General features: G+C 70.8%; 15 protein-coding genes. 12 read left to right on the top strand and 3 right to left on the bottom strand.

What is annotated here, in order from left to right; all coding sequences use genetic code 11:
- Positions 1-62: 62 nt before the first annotated feature.
- From ACZ6JY_RS10930 to ACZ6JY_RS10910, 5 genes are all read left to right on the top strand, one after another.
- On the top strand, positions 63-1,304 hold the full coding sequence (locus tag ACZ6JY_RS10930; protein WP_469194463.1) for a cytochrome P450: 1,242 nt from the start codon (positions 63-65) through the stop codon (positions 1,302-1,304).
- Positions 1,305-1,410: 106 nt separating this feature from the next.
- On the top strand, positions 1,411-1,935 hold the full coding sequence (locus tag ACZ6JY_RS10925) for a response regulator (RefSeq protein ID WP_469194461.1): 525 nt from the start codon (positions 1,411-1,413) through the stop codon (positions 1,933-1,935).
- Between the two features lie 64 nt (positions 1,936-1,999).
- The gene (locus tag ACZ6JY_RS10920) at positions 2,000-2,398 is read left to right on the top strand and encodes a VOC family protein (protein ID WP_469195028.1); all 399 of its coding nucleotides are present in this window, start codon (positions 2,000-2,002) and stop codon (positions 2,396-2,398) included.
- A 115-nt stretch (positions 2,399-2,513) separates the two neighbouring features.
- Positions 2,514-3,563, top strand: coding sequence for an aldo/keto reductase (locus ACZ6JY_RS10915; RefSeq protein ID WP_469194459.1), 1,050 nt, complete (start codon positions 2,514-2,516; stop codon positions 3,561-3,563).
- Positions 3,564-4,144: 581 nt separating this feature from the next.
- A complete protein-coding gene (locus ACZ6JY_RS10910) occupies positions 4,145-4,807 on the top strand; it encodes a hypothetical protein (RefSeq protein WP_469194457.1) in 663 nt (220 codons plus the stop codon).
- A gap of 514 nt (positions 4,808-5,321) precedes the next feature.
- Here ACZ6JY_RS10910 and ACZ6JY_RS10905 read toward each other — a convergent pair.
- From ACZ6JY_RS10905 to ACZ6JY_RS10895, 3 genes are all read right to left on the bottom strand, one after another.
- Positions 5,322-7,214 (bottom strand): ABC transporter ATP-binding protein, encoded by a 1,893-nt coding sequence (locus tag ACZ6JY_RS10905; RefSeq protein ID WP_469194456.1) that lies wholly within the window; start codon positions 7,212-7,214, stop codon positions 5,322-5,324.
- A 543-nt stretch (positions 7,215-7,757) separates the two neighbouring features.
- Positions 7,758-8,042, bottom strand: a complete 285-nt coding sequence (locus ACZ6JY_RS10900) for a twin-arginine translocase TatA/TatE family subunit (RefSeq protein ID WP_469194454.1) — start codon at positions 8,040-8,042, stop codon at positions 7,758-7,760.
- Positions 8,043-8,330: 288 nt separating this feature from the next.
- Positions 8,331-9,341 carry a sporulation protein gene (locus tag ACZ6JY_RS10895; protein ID WP_469194452.1) on the bottom strand — a complete coding sequence of 337 codons (1,011 nt, stop codon included), beginning with the start codon at positions 9,339-9,341 and terminating at the stop codon, positions 8,331-8,333.
- Positions 9,342-9,757: 416 nt separating this feature from the next.
- Here ACZ6JY_RS10895 and ACZ6JY_RS10890 point away from each other — a divergent pair, with 416 nt between their 5' ends.
- The 7 genes from ACZ6JY_RS10890 (at position 9,758) to ACZ6JY_RS10860 (ending at position 17,552) form a co-directional block, all read left to right on the top strand.
- Positions 9,758-11,137 carry a hemolysin family protein gene (locus ACZ6JY_RS10890; protein ID WP_469194450.1) on the top strand — a complete coding sequence of 460 codons (1,380 nt, stop codon included), beginning with the start codon at positions 9,758-9,760 and terminating at the stop codon, positions 11,135-11,137.
- Entirely contained in the window at positions 11,134-12,156 is a 1,023-nt protein-coding gene (locus tag ACZ6JY_RS10885; RefSeq protein ID WP_469194448.1) for a hemolysin family protein, read from the top strand. The genes ACZ6JY_RS10890 and ACZ6JY_RS10885 overlap by 4 nt, the downstream gene beginning before the upstream one ends.
- 211 nt (positions 12,157-12,367) lie before the next feature.
- The gene (locus ACZ6JY_RS10880; RefSeq protein ID WP_469194446.1) at positions 12,368-13,555 is read left to right on the top strand and encodes an acyltransferase family protein; all 1,188 of its coding nucleotides are present in this window, start codon (positions 12,368-12,370) and stop codon (positions 13,553-13,555) included.
- A complete protein-coding gene (locus ACZ6JY_RS10875) occupies positions 13,489-13,911 on the top strand; it encodes a GNAT family N-acetyltransferase (RefSeq protein WP_469194444.1) in 423 nt (140 codons plus the stop codon). Before ACZ6JY_RS10880 ends, ACZ6JY_RS10875 begins: the two co-directional genes overlap by 67 nt.
- Positions 13,912-14,103: 192 nt before the next feature.
- Positions 14,104-14,760, top strand: a complete 657-nt coding sequence (locus ACZ6JY_RS10870) for a hypothetical protein (protein ID WP_469194442.1) — start codon at positions 14,104-14,106, stop codon at positions 14,758-14,760.
- 349 nt (positions 14,761-15,109) lie between these two features.
- Entirely contained in the window at positions 15,110-16,012 is a 903-nt protein-coding gene (locus ACZ6JY_RS10865; protein WP_469194440.1) for an aldo/keto reductase, read from the top strand.
- A 223-nt stretch (positions 16,013-16,235) separates the two neighbouring features.
- Positions 16,236-17,552 carry a PP2C family protein-serine/threonine phosphatase gene (locus ACZ6JY_RS10860; protein WP_469194438.1) on the top strand — a complete coding sequence of 439 codons (1,317 nt, stop codon included), beginning with the start codon at positions 16,236-16,238 and terminating at the stop codon, positions 17,550-17,552.
- Positions 17,553-17,584 lie beyond the last annotated feature (32 nt).

Here is a 17,584-nt window from a genome sequence, read left to right as displayed (position 1 = left end):
CCGCGGCGCCGGCACAGCATCCCGACCGAGCAGAGGCAGCAGAGGTATCAGAGGTGGCCGAAGTGAGTCGAGCGAGCACAGCCCCCACCGGGTGCCCGTACCAGGGCGGCACCGGAACCACGACCGATCCATGCCGTGACTACCTCGGACTGCGGGAGGACGAGCCGGTCCGCTGGGACGAGGACCTGGAGCTGTGGTTCGTCACCGGATTCCGCGAGGCGACCTCCCTGCTGCACCATCCGTCGCTGTCCTCCGCATGGCCGGAGCGGGGCAGCACCCCGCTCCACGCGGCGGCCGGCGGCGGCAGCGGCAGCGGCAGCGGCAGCGGCAGCGGTGACGGAGCGCGTACGTCGGGGCTCGTGCGCAAGTGGTTCATGTTCAACGACAACCCGTCGCACCGCAGGGCCCGGCGGCTGGTCGCGCCGCTGTTCTCGGCCGACCGCGTCGCCGGGCACCAGCCCTTCATCCAGGAGGTGGTCGAGGAGCTGCTGTCCAAGGACCGTGACTCCCTGGACGCCATGGAGGACCTCGCCATCCCTCTCTCGGGCCGGGTCATCTGCCGCGTCCTCGGCCTGGACGCGGCCCTGGCGCCGCACCTGGAGCCGTGGGCCCTGGACGTGGCGGCCCTGCTGGTGGCGGACTACATGCCCGACGTGGTCACCAGAGGGCACGCGGCCCTTGAGGACATGACCGGCCTCATCGACCGGGCCCTCGAGGGCGACCTCCCCGAGGGGTCGGCGCTGCACCTGCTGCGGACGGCCCAGCGGAACGGCGAGATCGAGCTCCAGGACGTCTGGGCCACGGCGTCCTTCCTCGTCTACGCGGGCTTCGAGACGACGTCGTCCTTCATCGGCAAGGCCGTGCGGTCGATCCTGCACTCCGGCTCCTGGGAGCGGCTGCGCGAGGCCGACATCGGCACCGCCGTGGAGGAGCTGCTCCGCTTCGACACGTCGGTCCAGCAGGTGGCGCGGCTGGCGACGGACACCATCGAGGTCGCGGGCAAGCGCATCTCCGCCGGGGATCTGGTCCTCATCATGCTCGGCACCGCCAACCGTGATCCGGAGGTCTTCGACCGCCCCGACCACCTCGACCACGGGCGCAGGACCACCCGGCACCTCGGCTTCGGCCACGGCGCCCACTACTGCCTGGGGGCGGGCCTCGCCCGCCTCGAGGCGCAGCTCGCCCTCGAAGGGCTGCGGGAGAAGTGGGAGACCCTGCGTTTCGTGGAGCCGCCCAGAACGCGGTCGCACTTCGGGATCACCGTGCTGGAGCACCTGGTGGTCGGACCGGAGGCCCGGCCCTGAGCCGGTGCGGTGTACCGCGGGCCCCTCGGAAGTGATCGAAGCCCTGTCCGAGGGGTTCCCCAACTGCCGCCTCAGTAAGATGGTTTACCGGGGAGAGGGGGGCAGCATGCGGCCAGATCCGAGAATTCTCGTGGTCGACGACCATGAGGACACCTTGTTCGCGCTGGAGAGCTCACTGGCTTCGCTCAAAGTGGAGATCGCGCGGGCCACCAGTGGTGAAGAGGCGTTGAAGGAGGTCCTGCGCGGCAACGTGGGGCTGATCCTGCTCGACCTGCGCATGCCCGGCGTCAGCGGGCTCGACGTGGTCCGCTACATGCGGCGTCTTGAGCAGACGCAGCTCATCCCCATCGTCCTGATCACGGGCTTCGGCCTGATGCGGGAGATCTCCCTGGCCGCCTTCGAACTCGGCGTGGCCGACATCGTCCTGAAACCGGTCGACCCCCTCGTCCTCCGCACCAAGGTGAACTACCTCTACACCACGCACTTACGCCTTCTGGCGATGCAACAAGAGCTGAAGTCCCTCCGCACCCACCTCAAACCCGAACCCCGCGCCCTGGACATGGACGACTGGCGCAAGGACCCACACCCCACGGAACCGACAACACCTACGGGCACCGCGCGGGAGGCCTGACGTGCCCGCCCCTCAACACGCCGCCCGCCGGCCACCACACCCCACGGACACCCCGAGCCACGGCATGCTCCACCACATCGAACTCTGGGTGCCCGACCTGGACCACGCCACCGCGTCCTTGGGCTGGCTGCTGGAGACCCTCGGCCACACACCGTTCCAGAGCTGGAGCAACGGCCGGAGCTGGCGCCTCGCATCCACCTACCTGGTCCTCGAACAGTCTCCAGCCCTCACGGCGGGCCAGCACGACAGGTGCCGCCCAGGGCTCAACCACCTCGCGTTCCACGTCGAGGACCGGGCCATGGTGGACTCGCTGGTGTCCCAGGCTCCCAGGCACGGCTGGAGCCTGATGTTCCGCGACCGCCATCCGCACGCGGGCGGCCCGCAGACGTACGCCGCCTACCTGGAGAACGTCGACGGCTTCGAGGTCGAACTCGTCGCCCTTGAGTCATCAGGAGTGAGCTGACACCGGTCCCTCATCACTGGTGGGTACGGACACCGCGACGCGTCCCCTTGCCCTGGAGTGGACTCCAGCTCGTACAGTCGGCGCTTTCATCGAGGTCACTGGTTGGGAGAGTTGGATGCGTCAGCGCGTACTGGGTGGGACCGGGATCGAGGTCAGTCCTTACTGCCTCGGCACCATGATGTTCGGGGCCGTCGGCAACGCCGATCACAAGGAGTGTGCGCGGATCATTCATGCCGCGCTGGACGAGGGCATCAACTTCGTCGACACCGCCGACATGTACTCGGCCGGTGAGTCCGAGACGATCGTCGGCAAGGCGTTGAAGGACCGCCGCGACGACGTGGTTCTCGCGACCAAGGTCCATTTTCACATGGGGGAAGGCCCCAACCGAGGCGGCAACTCGCGGCGGTGGATCGTCCGGGAGGTGGAGGAGAGCCTGCGGCGGCTCGGCACGGACTGGATCGACCTGTATCAGGTGCACCGGCCGGACCACACCACCGACATCGAGGAGACGCTGTCCGCGCTGACCGACCTCGTACGGCAGGGGAAGATCAGGGCGTTCGGCTGCTCCACCTTCCCCGCCGAGGAGATCGTCGAGGCGCACCACGTCGCCGACCGCCGCGGACTCCAGCGGTTCCGCACCGAGCAGCCGCCCTACTCACTGCTGGCCCGAGGCATCGAGCGGCATGTGCTTCCCACGGCCCAGCGCCTCGGCATGGGCGTCCTGACCTGGAGCCCGCTGGCCTCGGGATTCCTGACCGGCCGCTACCGCAAGGGGCAGGCCCTCGACCTGAGCAGCGGGCGCCCCAAGCTCAACCCGGCCCGCTTCGACCCGTCGGCGTCCCTGACCGCGGCGAAGCTGGATGTCGTCGAGCAGCTCGTCGCCGTGGCCGACGGCATCGGCTGCACGCTGCCCGAGCTGGCGATCGCCTTCCCGCTCGCCCACCCGGCCGTCACCTCGGTCATCATCGGCCCGCGCACGATGGAGCAGCTCCAGAACACGCTCAAGGGTGCGTCCGTCCAGCTTGACGACGCCGCCCTCGACCGGATCGACGAGATCGTGGCACCCGGGACCGACGTCTATCCCCCCGACGGCGCGTGGGCGCCGCCGGCACTCACCACACCGGCCCTCCGACGCCGCCCCACCCCCGGGAGGTCCGCCGTCTGAACGGCCGGGCGATGACATCGGTCACGTCAAGGCCGTTGCGTGTCCCGGCCCTGGGGGCGCGGCGGGACTGATGTGCGTACGGGATGGCATATGCGTGGCCCAGGTGACGTGAGGTGAGGTTGCCCGGCGATGGTCGCCCAGCAATGCGTCCCGGCGATGAGGGTGACTTTTGTTTTCGCATTCCGCGACGCGGTAACCGCCTCAATCACTCTGCTTGACGCGGTTACCGCCCACGCGATCCCGGCCCCTCAACTCGCTTGTGAAACCGCTGAGTTAATGGAATGCGCGCGTGCCGAACTCACCCGTGCAACCCCTCCGGAACACCCCTCGGGCGGCGCGGGCACAGCCATACGCCGCCGCCGCCGGAGGATTGTCATCTGCCGGTTCGGCCACCGACAGCGCCGATGAGCCTTACTATTCCCACCCTGACTCCACACACGGACAATCACCGTTGCGAGGCCAGATGGGATTTGCCGTGGGTGAGCCGGGCAAGGGTACGGAAGCACAGATTCCTCATCTGGGCGTACGATCCCAATCCGCCACTCGCACGCCCCCGCGTGCGCTGACGAAAGGTCACTGCCATGTCGGAAGTTCCAGCCAACGCCGCCGGAGTCCAAGGACAGTACGCCGCGCAAGTAGCCGCGGATCTCGAAGCCAACCGTAAGGAACAGGAGCGCATCAGTGCCGAGGTGACGGCGCTCACGGAACAACTGCAGGTGCTGGAGAACGACCACTCGCTGCTGGTCAACATGCAGCAGGCGCTGGGTGCCAACGGCACGGGCAGCGCGCCGGCGAGCGCCTCGAAGAAGGGAACCTCTCGCGCGAAGGCGGCCCCCAAGGCGCAGCGCGCGAAGAAGGCGAGCACTCCCCGCAAGAAGTCCGCGACCACGGCCACGGCGACCCCGTCGGCGAAGGCCGCGGGCAAGTCCACCACCAAGTCGGCCGCCGCCAAGGCCACCCCGAAGGTGCCCGCGGCCCGGACGCCGGAACCGACGCTGGGTGAGCTCATCCGCGACCACCTCGCCGGGCAGAGCGAGCCCCGCTCCTCCGCCGAGATCGCCTCCGCGCTCACCGAGGCCCACCCCGACCGCACCATCAAGACCACGGTCGTACGCACCACGGTGGAGAAGCTGGTCGCCAAGTCGCAGGTGCAGCGCACCCGGCAGGGTTCGTCCGTCTTCTACAGCGTGACCGCGCCGTCGGAGAAGTCCGCGCCGTCGCAGCCGGAACCCGCCGCAAGCTGAGGTCCGCGATATGTGGGGCCGTACGGCACCGGAGCGTGCCGCACAGCCCCACTGGCGGGCCCGCCGAGGTCACCCCTTCGAAGCCGAGGCCCCGGTGAAGGGCGCCCGAGCCGGTGTCCACAGCCGGTGTCCTCAGCCGTTGTCCCGACCGGAAGTTACGGTCGGCCACCCGAGCCACCTCATGTCACCTCCCGCGAGGCCGACGGGTGGCGGGGGCACGAGCGATGCCTGCGCGCCCGCCCACCCCACCCTGCGGTGCCCGAGCAAGACGGGCATGCGCGGGAGTGCCGGTTGCGGCGGCCCCACTCCGCCCATGGCGTGACGTCAGCCCGGCATCAAGAACGCGTCAAGACTGCCGGAATCCGGCAATGCCCTTCGGCGGCCTCCCGGGTCAGGATGGGTCCGGCAGGAACGGGGGGCCCGGTCCCGGTGCCGAGGAGCGGAAACGCTGCACGGCACCGGGACCTGAGCTGCCGACGTGCGCGAGGCGTACCCGGAGGGTGGTCCCGTGGTGTCACCTCGTTCTGGCGAGCTCCAGCAGTTCCGCGAAGAGTCCGCCCCCGGCGGCCAGCTCCTCGTAGCGCCCCTGTTCGGTGATGCGGCCCTCCTCCATCACGATGACGCGGTCGGCGATCCGGGTGTTGTCGAGCTGGTGGGTGACGATGATGGTGATCCGGTCCGCGGCGATGCGTTTGATCTCCTCGAAGATCCGGTGTTCGCCGCGAGGGTCCATCTGGGAGGTGGGTTCGTCCAGGATCAGCAGTTCCGGCCGCCGGTAGAGCGCCCGTGAGCAGGCGAGGCGCTGCCACTGACCGCCGGACAGCTCCGCTCCGCCCCAGATCTCGCGGGCCAGCAACGTGTCGAGGCCGTCCGGCAGTTCCTCGATCGCCGGCCCCATGCCGACCGCGCCCACCGCGTCCCACACCGGTGCGTCGTCGTGGGTCCTCGGCTGGCCGAGCGTGACGTTCTCGCGGGCGCGCAGCGGCCACTGGGCGAAGATCTGCGGCACGAGTCCCGTGCACGACCACACGGAGGCCGGGTCCAACCGCGCGAGGTCGGAGCCGTTCCATGTCACGCGGCCCTTGTCGGCCAGGTAGATGCCGGTGAGCAGCCGGGTGAGCGTGGACTTGCCCGAGCCGTTCTCGCCGACGACGGCGAGGATCTCCCCGCGGCGCAGCGTCAGCGAGACGCCGTCCACGGCCGGACGGTCCTTTCCGGGGTAGCGGAAGGTGACTTCGTCGAGGCGGATCTCCTCGATGGGGGGTGAGATGACCGCGCCGCCCCGGTGGGAGGCGCGTGCGTCGGCATCGGCGAGGAAGGTACGCATGTCGGCCAGGTACAGGCTGGTGTGGAAGCAGGCGGCGCCGTTCATGACGACCTGGGAGAGCGCGGCCAGAGCCGTCTGTACGGCGACCACGGCGGTGGCGGCCACGGCCAGGGGGATGCGCCCGGTCGTGGCCAGCCAGGCGAGGCCCGCCCAGGTGCCGATCAGGAAGACGCCGCCGATCATGGAGGTGCCGAGGTTGATGCGCAGGGTGCGGGGTGCCGCGTCGAGGGTGCGCCGGTCGATCCGCTCGGACAGGCACCGGTACCAGTACAGCAGGTAGTCGGTCATGCTGTTGGCGCGCACTTCGTCGGTGTACTTGGGTGTCGTGGCCCACCAGCGCGTCATCTGCCGGACGTTGCGGTCGGACACGTTGGCATAGTGGATCTCGTAGTCGACCCTGGCCATCAGCACGGCTCCGATGCCGGAGGGCAGGACGGCCAGGGCCAGCAGCGGCAGCATCAGCCAGTGCAGGACGGACAGCACACCGCACGCGGTGACCATCTTGATCAGGGCCGACATGAACCGTTGCGCGTCGGTGATCATGACGTGCGTACGGACGACGCCCATCTCCGCGGCCTCCTGCCGGTCGGCGAAGCCCTCGCCGGCGTAGGCGTCGGCCTCGACGCGGAGGACTCCGCTGACCAGGGCGGTGTCGGCGTCCGTGGTGACCGGTGGTGTCAGGCGCCGCTCCCCGTACTGGGCGAGCGCGGAACTCACGCGCCCGAGCGAGGCCGCGCACGCGACCACCATGAGCGCGGGGAACGCCTCGCGCAGGCGGTGCGGCACGGTGCCGGTGCCGAGTACGGCCTGCATGGCGTGTGCGGTCCCCGTGAGAAGCACGGCCGCGACGACGCCCGTGACGATCTGGCAGGTCACGAGCAGGATGACGGATGCGCGGTCGGCCTTCCACGCCATGCGGGCGATGCCGGCGAGTACGGCCGGCAGGCGCGAGCAGAGGTCACGGAACGAGGTGCCGCCCAGCGGGTTGACGGCGTACTGACCGCTGAAACTGATCTGCGCCGGGGGCGGTGGTGCGGGCGTGCCGGTGTTGCTTGCGCTCGTGGCATTGGCTGAGGTCAATTGCCTGCCTCCTACACGGTGGTTGCGGGCTCACTGTCGTCGTGGAGACAACGACGCGAGTCGCGTTTTCGAACACACGTGTTTGAGACGGGGCCGCACGACGGTCATTCCCGGGCCGCGCTTCACGGGGCCATACACCCACCCTTGGCACACGGGGCCCGCCCTCCGACGCCTCTGACGAGACCGTGGCCAAAACGCCGGGGCTGATGCCGGTGTGACGGGTGGGGTGTCGGGTGGGGTGTCGGGGTGTTCGGCCGTTGCGGGGGGGGGATGGGTGCCAGGGGTGTTGGGCCGTTGCTGGGGTGGGGCGGCGTGGCGTGCCTGGGGTGTTGGGCCGTTGCTCGGGCGGGGTGGGCGTGAGGTGCCTGGGGCGTCAGATTCGCCGCTGCGGCGGCGTGAGGTGTCCGGGGCGTGAGTCCTGTCGCTGCGGCGGGGTGGGATGTCCAGGGCGCCAGTCCCGCCGCCGCGGACGGCGTGGGACGTCCAGGGCGCCAGTCCCGCCGCCGCGGACGGCGTGGGATGCCGGGGGCTTCAGTCCCGTCGCTACGGCTGCTCTTCGGGGGCCGGCGTACGCGTCTGCCTCGCGGTGGGCGGGACGGTGCTCGGCGGTATGACCTCCCCGTGGAGGACCTCGGGGCTCCGCGTCGCCGCCTTCCTGGCCTCCTCCTGCTCCTGTTCCCGCTCCTTCTCCTTCTGCATCGCCTTGGCTTCCGCCTTGAGAATGCGGGCCGACTTGCCTGCCGACCTGGCCAGTTCGGGAAGCTTCTTGGCGCCGATGACGAAGACGACGACGATGAGGATGATCGCGATCTCGCTCAGTCCGAACACTGCGGTCCTGTCTGCTTCTCGGCCCGGGCCGTGGCCGGCGCGGACGTGGCGGAATGCTGCGGCTACGGGCAGGCGTGGGCCCGCCGCCTCCGCGAACCCGCGAACCCGCGAACCCTCAATGAATCTACAGCACTGTAGAGCTGCGGCGGGCGCGAACTCGTGAGCGCCTACGCCGAATCGGCCACCCGATCCGCCACTTCTACAGACACACCTGGGCGGCGGAGCGAACGCCGGCGAGTGGCGGGCCGGCAGGCCAAGGCGCTCGCCTCACGCCCGCCGGCAGGTCGCTCAGCTCTCGTCCTCGCCCTCCTCCTCGTCGCCCTCGAAGAAGTCACCCACCTCGTCGACGACTTCGGCCGCGACCATGCCGCCGACCACACCGACGGCGAGCCCAGCGGCACCCGCCGCCACCACGGTGCCCATACCGGGCCCCGAGCGCTGCCGGCCCTCGTGCCCGTGCTGATGCTCCCCGTACCCGGAGCCGTACGGATCAGTGTGCGCGTACGGGGCCTGCGCACCGTACGAGGCGCGGTGCTCGACCAGTTGCCCGACCCAGCCGTCGACCAGGGCGTTCCAGTCCTGGTGCGCGACATCGTCGTGGGCGACGGTGAAGCGGGTCACCGCATCGTGCCCGTCGGACAGGAAGCCACCGCGCTTGTCCGCCTCCAGGACGACCTCCAGGCCGCCCGGGTGGGCGAGGAAGGTCACCTCGATCTCGTTGACGGCGTGCGCGTACCGCGGGGCCGGGGTGAGCTCGATCTCCTGGTAGAACGGGAGTTGCTGACCGGTACCGCCGATGCGCCCGTACTCCAGGTCGGCCGACTTGAACCCGAAGCCCGCCTGCCCGAAGGCCTCCAGGATCGCCTCCTGGGCCGGCAGCGGGCGCACCGTCAGCGGGTCGAGGTCACCCTTGTCCTTGGCGCTCGCCACCGACAGCTCGGTGCGCACGCCGAGCACGATGCCGAGGCCCTGGCCGTACAGCTCGGTGATCGGCGTCTCCCACGGCAGCGTCACGGCGAAGGGCACGCTGCGCTCCTCGCCCTCGGCCAGGCGGAAACCGCCGCCGACGGTGAACCGGTCGAAGACGGCGACGCCCTCGCTCTCTCCGTCCTCGTGCTCGGCCTCCACCCGGGCGACCAGTTCGAGCGAGATGTGCTCGATGGTGTGGTCGGTGCTGCCGCCCTTGAGATGGACCTGCCCGGACAGTGTGCCGCCGGGCAGGGCGGCGCCCGGGTCGAGAACGGTGTCGACGGTGGGCCCGCCCACGCCGAGCGAGCCGAGCAGTCGTTTGAACACCATGGTGGCGTCCACCCCTTATGTGCGTGTTCATGCGCGTATGCATGAACGTGTTCTTTTTCTTGGCGTGTGGGCGCCGCGTGTCACCGGGCTTCGAAAAACGAGAAGGAACCCGGGAACACCGACGGGCGCCCTCACGTTCTTCGTGCGAGTAGCCCTCTACAAGCGCGTAGAAGCATAGAGCCTGCGTCACGGCTCCAGGTCGCAAGCGCCTGAGCCGTGACGCGAAAGTCCGAAAACAGTCCGGGCCGGGGGACCGACCCGGAACCGACCGAGAACCGAACCGACCCGTCCAAGAGCCGATCCGAACCGATCCGAACCGACCGAGAAGGAAGACGACCCGCAATGGGTGAGCCTCCCAGTACCAGTTGTGCCGAACCCCGCCGACGCCCCGCGCGCGAAGGAACGGGAGCGAAGCGATGACCGAGCTTCTGCTGCTGCTCCTTGCCCTGCTCCTCACCCTGGCCTGCGCCCTGTTCGTGGCCGCCGAGTTCTCCCTGACCACGGTGGAGCGCGGTGCGCTCGAGCGTGCCGCCGAAGCCGGCGAGCGGGGCGCCGGGGGCGCGTTGCGCGCCGTGCGGCGCCTCACGTTCCAGTTGTCCGGTGCGCAGCTCGGCATCACCGTCACCTCGCTGGTCATCGGCATGCTCGCCGAGCCGTCCCTGGCCGCGCTGTTGCGCGGGCCGCTGGAGGACGGTGGGCTCGGCGGTGCCGCCTCCTCGGTGGCGAGCGTCCTCGGCGTGGTGATGTCGACCGTGGTCCTGATGGTCGTCGGTGAGCTGGTCCCGAAGAACTGGGCGATCTCGCGCCCGCTGGCCGTGGCGAAGGTGGTGGCCGGCCCTCAGCGGGGCTTCACCGCCGCCTTCGCGCCCTTCATCCGGCATCTGAACGGCACGGCGAACCGCGTTGTGCGCCGCTTCGGCCTGGAGCCCGCCGAGGAACTGGCCTCCGCGCGCGGCCCCGAGGAGCTGGTCGCGCTGGCCCGGCGGTCCGCCGCCCAGGGCGCCCTGGAGGCCGACTCCGCCGAACTGTTCGTCCGCACGCTGCATCTGGGCGAGCTGACGGCGGAGAATGTGATGACGCCGCGGGTCGACGTGCGCGCCCTGGAGATGCACGCCACGGCCGCCGACGCGGCCAACCTCACGCACGCGACGGGCCTGTCCCGCTTCCCCGTCTACCGCGACAGCCTGGACGAGGTCATCGGCACCGTCCACATCCGCGACGTGCTCGCCCTCGACCCCGAGAAGCGGGCCGGCACGCCGATCACCGACCTGGCCACTGATCCCCTCCTCGTCCCCGACAGCCTCACCGCCGACCGCCTCCTGGAACGGTTGCGCGCCACCCGGACCATGGCGGTGATCATCGATGAGTACGGCGGCACGGCCGGTGTCGCCACCGTGGAGGACATCGTCGAGGAGGTCGTGGGCGAGGTCCGCGACGAGCACGACCCGGTGACCGCGCCCGAACTGCCGCTTGCCGCCGTGCCCCGGCAGGGGCGCGCCACCTGGGACGCGGACGGCGGCGTCCGCATCGACCAACTGGGCGGCATAGGCCTGCGGGCGCCCGCCGGGCCGTACGAAACGGTCGCCGGACTGCTCGCCACCAGACTGGCCCGCATCCCCGTGCGGGGTGACACCGTCAGCCTCGACGACGGCTGGCGCCTCGACGTCCTCGCGGTCGAACACCACCGCGCGAGCCGGGTGCGCATCACCGAACCGGCCGCGCCCGCCGACCCGTCGGCCGAACCGGCCGTGTCCGCCGACCCGTTGGCCGAACCGTCGATGGAGGGGTCCCGATGACCACCGTGCAGCTCGTCATCGGGGCGCTGACCCTGCTGACCAACGCCTTCTTCGTGGGGGCGGAGTTCGCGCTGATCTCCGTGCGCCGGAGCCAGGTCGAGCCGCGTGCCGCCGAGGGCGACCGCCGTGCCCGCACCACGCTCTGGGGCATCGAGCACATCTCCGCGATGATGGCCACCGCCCAGCTCGGCATCACCGTCTCCTCGCTGGTGCTCGGCGCGGTCGCGGAGCCCGCCATCGCCCATCTGATGGAACCCGCCTTCGAGGCCGTGCACGTGCCGCACGGGCTCGTCCATCCGATCGCGTTCGTCATCGCCCTGGCCGTGGCCACGTATCTGCACATGCTGATAGGCGAGATGATTCCGAAGAACATCGCGCTCGCCGCACCGGTACGGACCGCGCTGCTGCTCGGCCCTCCCCTGGTGGCCCTCACCCGGGGCCTGCGGCCGCTCGTCTTCGGGATCAACGCCTTCGCCAACGCCCTGCTGAAACTGTTGCGGGTGGAGCCGAAGGACGAGGTCGAGTCCGTCTTCACCGACGACCAGCTCGCCCGTATGGTGCTCGACTCCAGCGAGGCGGGACTGCTCTCGGCCGCCGACGGGGAGCGGCTGCGCGACGCCCTGGAGCTGGGGACCCGGCCGGTCGGCGAGATCCTGGTCCCCGCGGCCCGGATGCACACCGTCGAGCACACCGTGACCCCGGCGGGCCTGGAGCAGGTGGCGGCCGCCGCGGGGTTCTCGCGGTTCCCCGTGACGGGGCCGCGGGGCACTCTCCTCGGCTACCTGCACATCAAGGACACCCTCGGGGTCGCCGACCGCGACGCGCCGTTCCCGCCCTCGGCGCTGCATGCCGTCACCCGGGTCCGCATCGACACCCCGCTGGACGACACGCTCACCGCGCTGCGGGCCATGGACAGCCACCTCGCCGCGGTCGCCGGCGAGACGGGCACGGTGCTCGGCTTCGTGACCATGGAGGACGTGCTGTCGGAACTGGTGGGTCCGGCACCGGCCGCCGTGTAACGGGACCACCCGACCGCAGGGCGCCCGCCCCGTTCGTATGCGCCTGGGTCCCGCCGGACCCAGGCGCACCACCAGTGAAGTTTTACGCGCATGTAGAAGTATGGCTAGGGTGCCGGAATGCACTGCGATGACGCGGTATACGCATTCAGGTCCAGACGCGCTTTCGCAGGTTCGGGTCGGGTTCCGGTTCGGGATCACTGCGGGAGGCATCTTGAGTGACGCGACACAGTCGACCGGCCGCCGCGCGGCGCCGCTGCCGCCCGCGCGAGCGGTTGCCGCCCCCGCGACGGACTCCGCGAGCGGGGCGGCTCCGGGCGGCGAGACCGGCGCGGGCGGCCAGGCCGCGGCGCGGCCCGCCAAGCGACGCGACGCGTTCTTCGACAACGCCAAGTACCTGGCCATCGTCCTGGTGGCCATGGGCCACGCGTGGGAACCGCTGCGCGGCGACAGCAGAGCCGCAGCCGCGCTCTACATCACCGTCTACACGTTCCACATGCCGGCGTTCATCGTCATCTCCGGCTACTTCTCCCGCAGCTTCGACGCGAGCCCCAACCGCATCAAGCGCCTGGTCACCGGGGTCGCCGTGCCTTACGTGATCTTCGAGGTCGCGTACACGTACTTCAAACGGTGGGCCGGTGACGACCCGACGTATCCGATCAGTCTGCTCGATCCGTGGTATCTGACCTGGTTCCTCGCGGCGCTGTTCATCTGGCGGCTGACGACCCCGCTGTGGAAGGTCGTGCGGTGGCCGCTCCCGCTGGCGCTGGCCATCGCGGTCCTGGCGTCCGTGTCCCCCGACATCGGGGACGATCTCGATCTTCAGCGCGTGCTGCAGTTCCTGCCCTTCTTCGTCCTCGGTCTGGTCCTGAAGCCGGCGCACTTCCAACTGGTGCGCCGCAGGGAGGCCCGCGTCCTGGCCCTGCCGGTCCTCGCGGCGGCGCTGGCTTTCGCGTACTGGGCGGCGCCACGGATGAACGCGGCGTGGTTCTACCGCCGCGACAGCGCTCAGGAGCTGGCCGCGCCCGGCTGGGCGGGCGGCGTCATGACGCTCGCGATGTTCGGCTGCTCGCTGCTCCTCGTCGCCTGCTTCTTCGCCTGGGTGCCGGGGCGGAAGCTGTGGTTCACGGCGCTCGGCGCCGGCACGCTCTACGGCTACCTGCTGCACGGCTTCCTCGCCAAGGGCTCCCGCTTCTGGGACTGGTACGAGGTTGACTGGCTGCACCGGCCGCTGGGCGAGATCGCCGTCACGCTGGCCGCCGGCACGGTGATCACCCTGCTGTGCACTCCCCCGGTCCAGCGCGCCTTCCGCTTCGCGATGGAGCCGGAGCTGAAGTGGGCCTTCAAGCAGGACGCGGCCGCCCTCGCCAAGGGCCGCGTACGGGACGGAAGCGCCGAGTGAGCCGGCCGGCCAGGCCTCCCGACATCCGTTTCGCACACGATGCGGAGGCGCTGCCCGCGGGCCGGCAGACACTCACCATGCTCGACCCCTGTGGCAGGTGCGTCGGCAGCCTCGTCTTCCGGGTCTGTCGTCCGTGCGGGTCCGGCTACATCGACAGTGTCGCCGTCGCCACGCACTGGCAGGGCCAGGGCCTCGGCCGTCACGCCCTGCACGCGGCGCTGGCCACGGCCACGGGCTGCACCTGGTCCACGTCACGGCAGTCGTCGGACGGGCGGCGTTTCTTCGCCGCCATGGCGGACGAGACAGAGACCGCGTTTCCGCCCGACGGGGCGCGGTGCCCGCACATGACGTCCTGACCGCTCACCGGCGCCCCACCGGCACACCGGCACACTCAACCCCCCGCTGTTACCAAAGGCGGACAGAAAACAGTGAACGAGGCTCGTTCATCGGTCATCTGACGGGGTGCAACGAACAGAAGACGCGGTCGGCCGCCCACGCAATCAGGCGGAGGTACCGCATACCTAAGACGCATTGGGGGATTTCCGATGATGACCACTCGTCGCGCTCGCCGTACCGCCCGTTCCGCCGGTCTGGTGGCCGTCGCCGCCGCCGCGGCCCTCGCGCTGACCGCCTGCCAGAGCGCAGGCGATGACGCCGCCTCCGGTACGGGGAAGAAGGATTCCGTCTCCACCGCCCACCTCGCCACCGGCAAGAGCGACGCGCGCAGCACCTCCGAGATCAGCGGTGGCGGTTCCGCGGCCGACGCCCGGGTCGCCTCTTCCAAGGCGGTCTCCTCCGTCCGCAAGCAGACCCTGGTGGACGGCAGCACGGCCGAGATCCGCAAGATCGGCGCCCAGCACTACCGTGCCAAGATCGTCAACCAGGGTGACGTACTGGCCACGCTGGACGCGAACGGGGACGACGCCGGGCTGGACGCCAACGACATGTTCATCGTGCTCACGATGGACGGCAAGGTCCAGTCCTGGATGGGCGGCGGGCACAGCGGCCCGGGCACGTTCAAGCTGGCGGGCGGCTGGAAGGCCAAGGTCACCCAACTCGGCGACCTGCACTACCGTGCGGACATCCTGGGCCTCGACGGCTCCGTGATGGGCACGCTGGAGGCGAACGAGCACGACGACGGCGCCGTCGCCAACGGCATCTACATCGTGCTCAGCGCGGGCGGTGTGATCAGCGCCCACGAGTAGGCCCACCACGGCGACCGGCTGTGGCGGTGGGTCACCCCCGACACCCCCACCACCACAGCCGCGACCGCCGGGCCACGCGGCCATGCAGCCCCTGGCCAGGCGGCCCTGCAAGTCCCGACCGCGCGGTCACGCAAGCCCCCAGCCGAGTGTCATGCAGGCCCCGCCATACGGTGCCGGACCACCACGCGCCGATGGATGGCGGAGACGGCGAGGCCCGCCACGCCTGCCCCGACGCCCGGCAGCCGGGCCCCTTCCCTCGTCGGGCGTCGCCTGTGCATACTCCAGGGCCCCGTCTCCTCGTACCGAGCACGGGAGACGTATGTCCGAACGGATGGAGCTGAGGGAAAGAATGACGTCACTCGCGGTCCCCGCGGCAGCCGCGGGCACCTGGCTGCTCGGGGACCTCACGGTCAACCGGATCGGCTTCGGGGCCATGCGCCTGACCGGCAGCGCCGCCTTCCACCAGGGGGCGCCGAGCGACCGGGGCCGGGCGATCGCCGTACTGCGGCGGGCGGTCGAGCTCGGCGTGAACCACATCGACACCGCGGCGTTCTACTTCTCCCGGCTGCGTTCGGCCAACGAGCTGATCAACACGGCGCTCGCGCCCTACCCGGACGACCTCGTCATCGCCACCAAGGTGGGCCCGGCCAGGGACGCCTCCGGAGAGTGGGCCACCTCGGCGCGGCCTGACCAGCTCCGCGGCCAGGTGGAGGAGAACCTGCGCCAGCTCGGCCGCGACCACCTCGACCTGGTCAACCTGCGCCGCATGAGCCAGGACTCCATCGGCGAACACTTCGGCGCCCTCGCCGAGTTGCGCGACGCGGGACTCGTACGCCACCTCGGCATCTCGAACGTCCGTCCCGAGCATCTGGACGAGGCCCAGGCCATCGCACCCGTGGTGTGCGTCCAGAACCGCCACGGCATCGGCACACCCGACAAGGAGGACATGCCGCGGGTGTGCGCGGACCGCGGCATCGCGTTCGTGCCGTACTACTCCATCGCCGGCCAGGGACGTGAGGCCGGAGCCGTGCGGGCCGAGCACGAGGAGGTCGGCGCCGTGGCCCGTGCGCACGGCGTCTCTCCCGCGCGGGTCCGCGTGGCGTGGCTGCTGCGGCAGGGCGCTCACGTGCTGGCCATCCCGGGGACGGGCGACCCCGGTCACCTCGCCGACAACGTGGCGGCGGGCGCCCTGCGGCTGACGGAGGAGGAGGTCACGCTCCTCGACGCGGTGGGTTCCGCCGCCGCCACCTGACCGACCAGCCGCTGGTCCACCCTGGCCCTCCCGCTCCAAACCCCTCGGCATCGGCGGGCATGCCCCTGTGGCATGTGCCCGGCTGCCATGCCTGTCCGGCCCGCACTGTGCACATCGTGCGAAGATCCGGCGACCATCGGACTGTCCCCTTGGGTAAGCTCACGCTGTTCCGAAGGCATCGGCCGAATGGCCGGCCAGGCTACTGGGTGGGGAAGGCGAGAGCATGGCGGCGGCTTCACAGCCATGGACTTCCGGCGTTCTTGCGACCGCCGGGGGCGACACTGTCGAGGGCGGCGCTGTCGCGGGTGGCACTGTCGAGGGCGACACCGCCGAGGGTGAAACCGTCGCGGCGGTCCGGCAGTGGTCGCAGCCGTCGGTGCTGCTCATCGAGGACGACGCGGGCGACGCGCTCCTCGTCGAAGAGCTGGTCGCCGACAGCGCCCTGAAGATGCGCCTGCAATGGGTCCGCTCCATGGCGGAGGCCCGCGAGGCGCTGGCCTTCGAGACGCCCGACTGCGTCCTGCTCGACCTGCACCTGCCGGACGCCCAGGGGCTCGAAGCCGTGTCCATGGTCAAGTCCCATGCCGACCAGGTCGCGGTCGTCGTCCTCACCGGCCTCGCCGAGGAGGACACCGGCCTCGCCGCCGTCACGGCCGGAGCGCAGGACTACCTGGTCAAGGGCCGCGTGGAGCCGGAGCTCTTCGGCCGGGCCGTGCGTTACGCGATCCAGCGCAAGCAGGCCCAGCAGGCGGCCGTGGCGCTGCAGGCCAGCCGGATGCAGGCGCAGGAGAACGCCCGGCTCGAACGGGGTCTGCTGCCCCGGCCGCTGCTGAGCAGCGAGGGAGTGGGCGTCGTGGCCCGCTACCGGCCCGGCCGCGCCCAGGCACTGCTCGGCGGTGACTTCTACGACATCGTGCAGAGCGCCGACGGCAGCGTGCACGCGCTGATAGGCGACGTCTCGGGGCACGGCCCCGACGAAGCGGCTCTCGGCGTGGCCCTGCGCATCGCCTGGCGCACGCTGGTGCTCAGCGGCGTCACAGGGCCGGAGCAGGTCGGACGGCTCCAGGAGATCATGCTGGCCGAGCGGGCCCAGCCCTATGTCTTCGCCACGCTGACCAGCCTCACCGTCCCGCCGGGGGCCCGGTGCGTACGGCTGATGCGCGCGGGCCACCCCGGGCTGCTGCTCCGCACCGCGGACGGCGGGGTCGAGTGGGTGGAGACCGCGGGCGGCCCCGCCCTGGGCGTCGTGCCGGGGATGCCGCGCTGGCCGGTCGAGGAGGTGCCCCTGCCCCGGGGGGCAGCGCTGGTGCTCTTCACCGACGGCCTCTTCGAGGGCCACGTCGGCAAGGGCCGGGCGCGCCTCGGCGAAGAGGGGCTGCTCGGCCTCGCGCGCGAGATGGCCGGCCTGGCTCCCGAGTCGTTCGTGGACACGCTGATCCAGCGGGCCGAGGACCTCGCGGAGGGGCAGGGCGGCCTGGCCGACGACGTGGCCGTGGTGCACCTTCAGTGGGGTACGGGCGGAAACGGGGAAGACGGCTGAGGCGGGCGTGGACCGGGGCCCGTGACACATCG

Source organism: Streptomyces sp. NPDC046335 (assembly GCF_055587985.1).
This window is presented reverse-complemented; position numbering and strand designations above follow the sequence as displayed.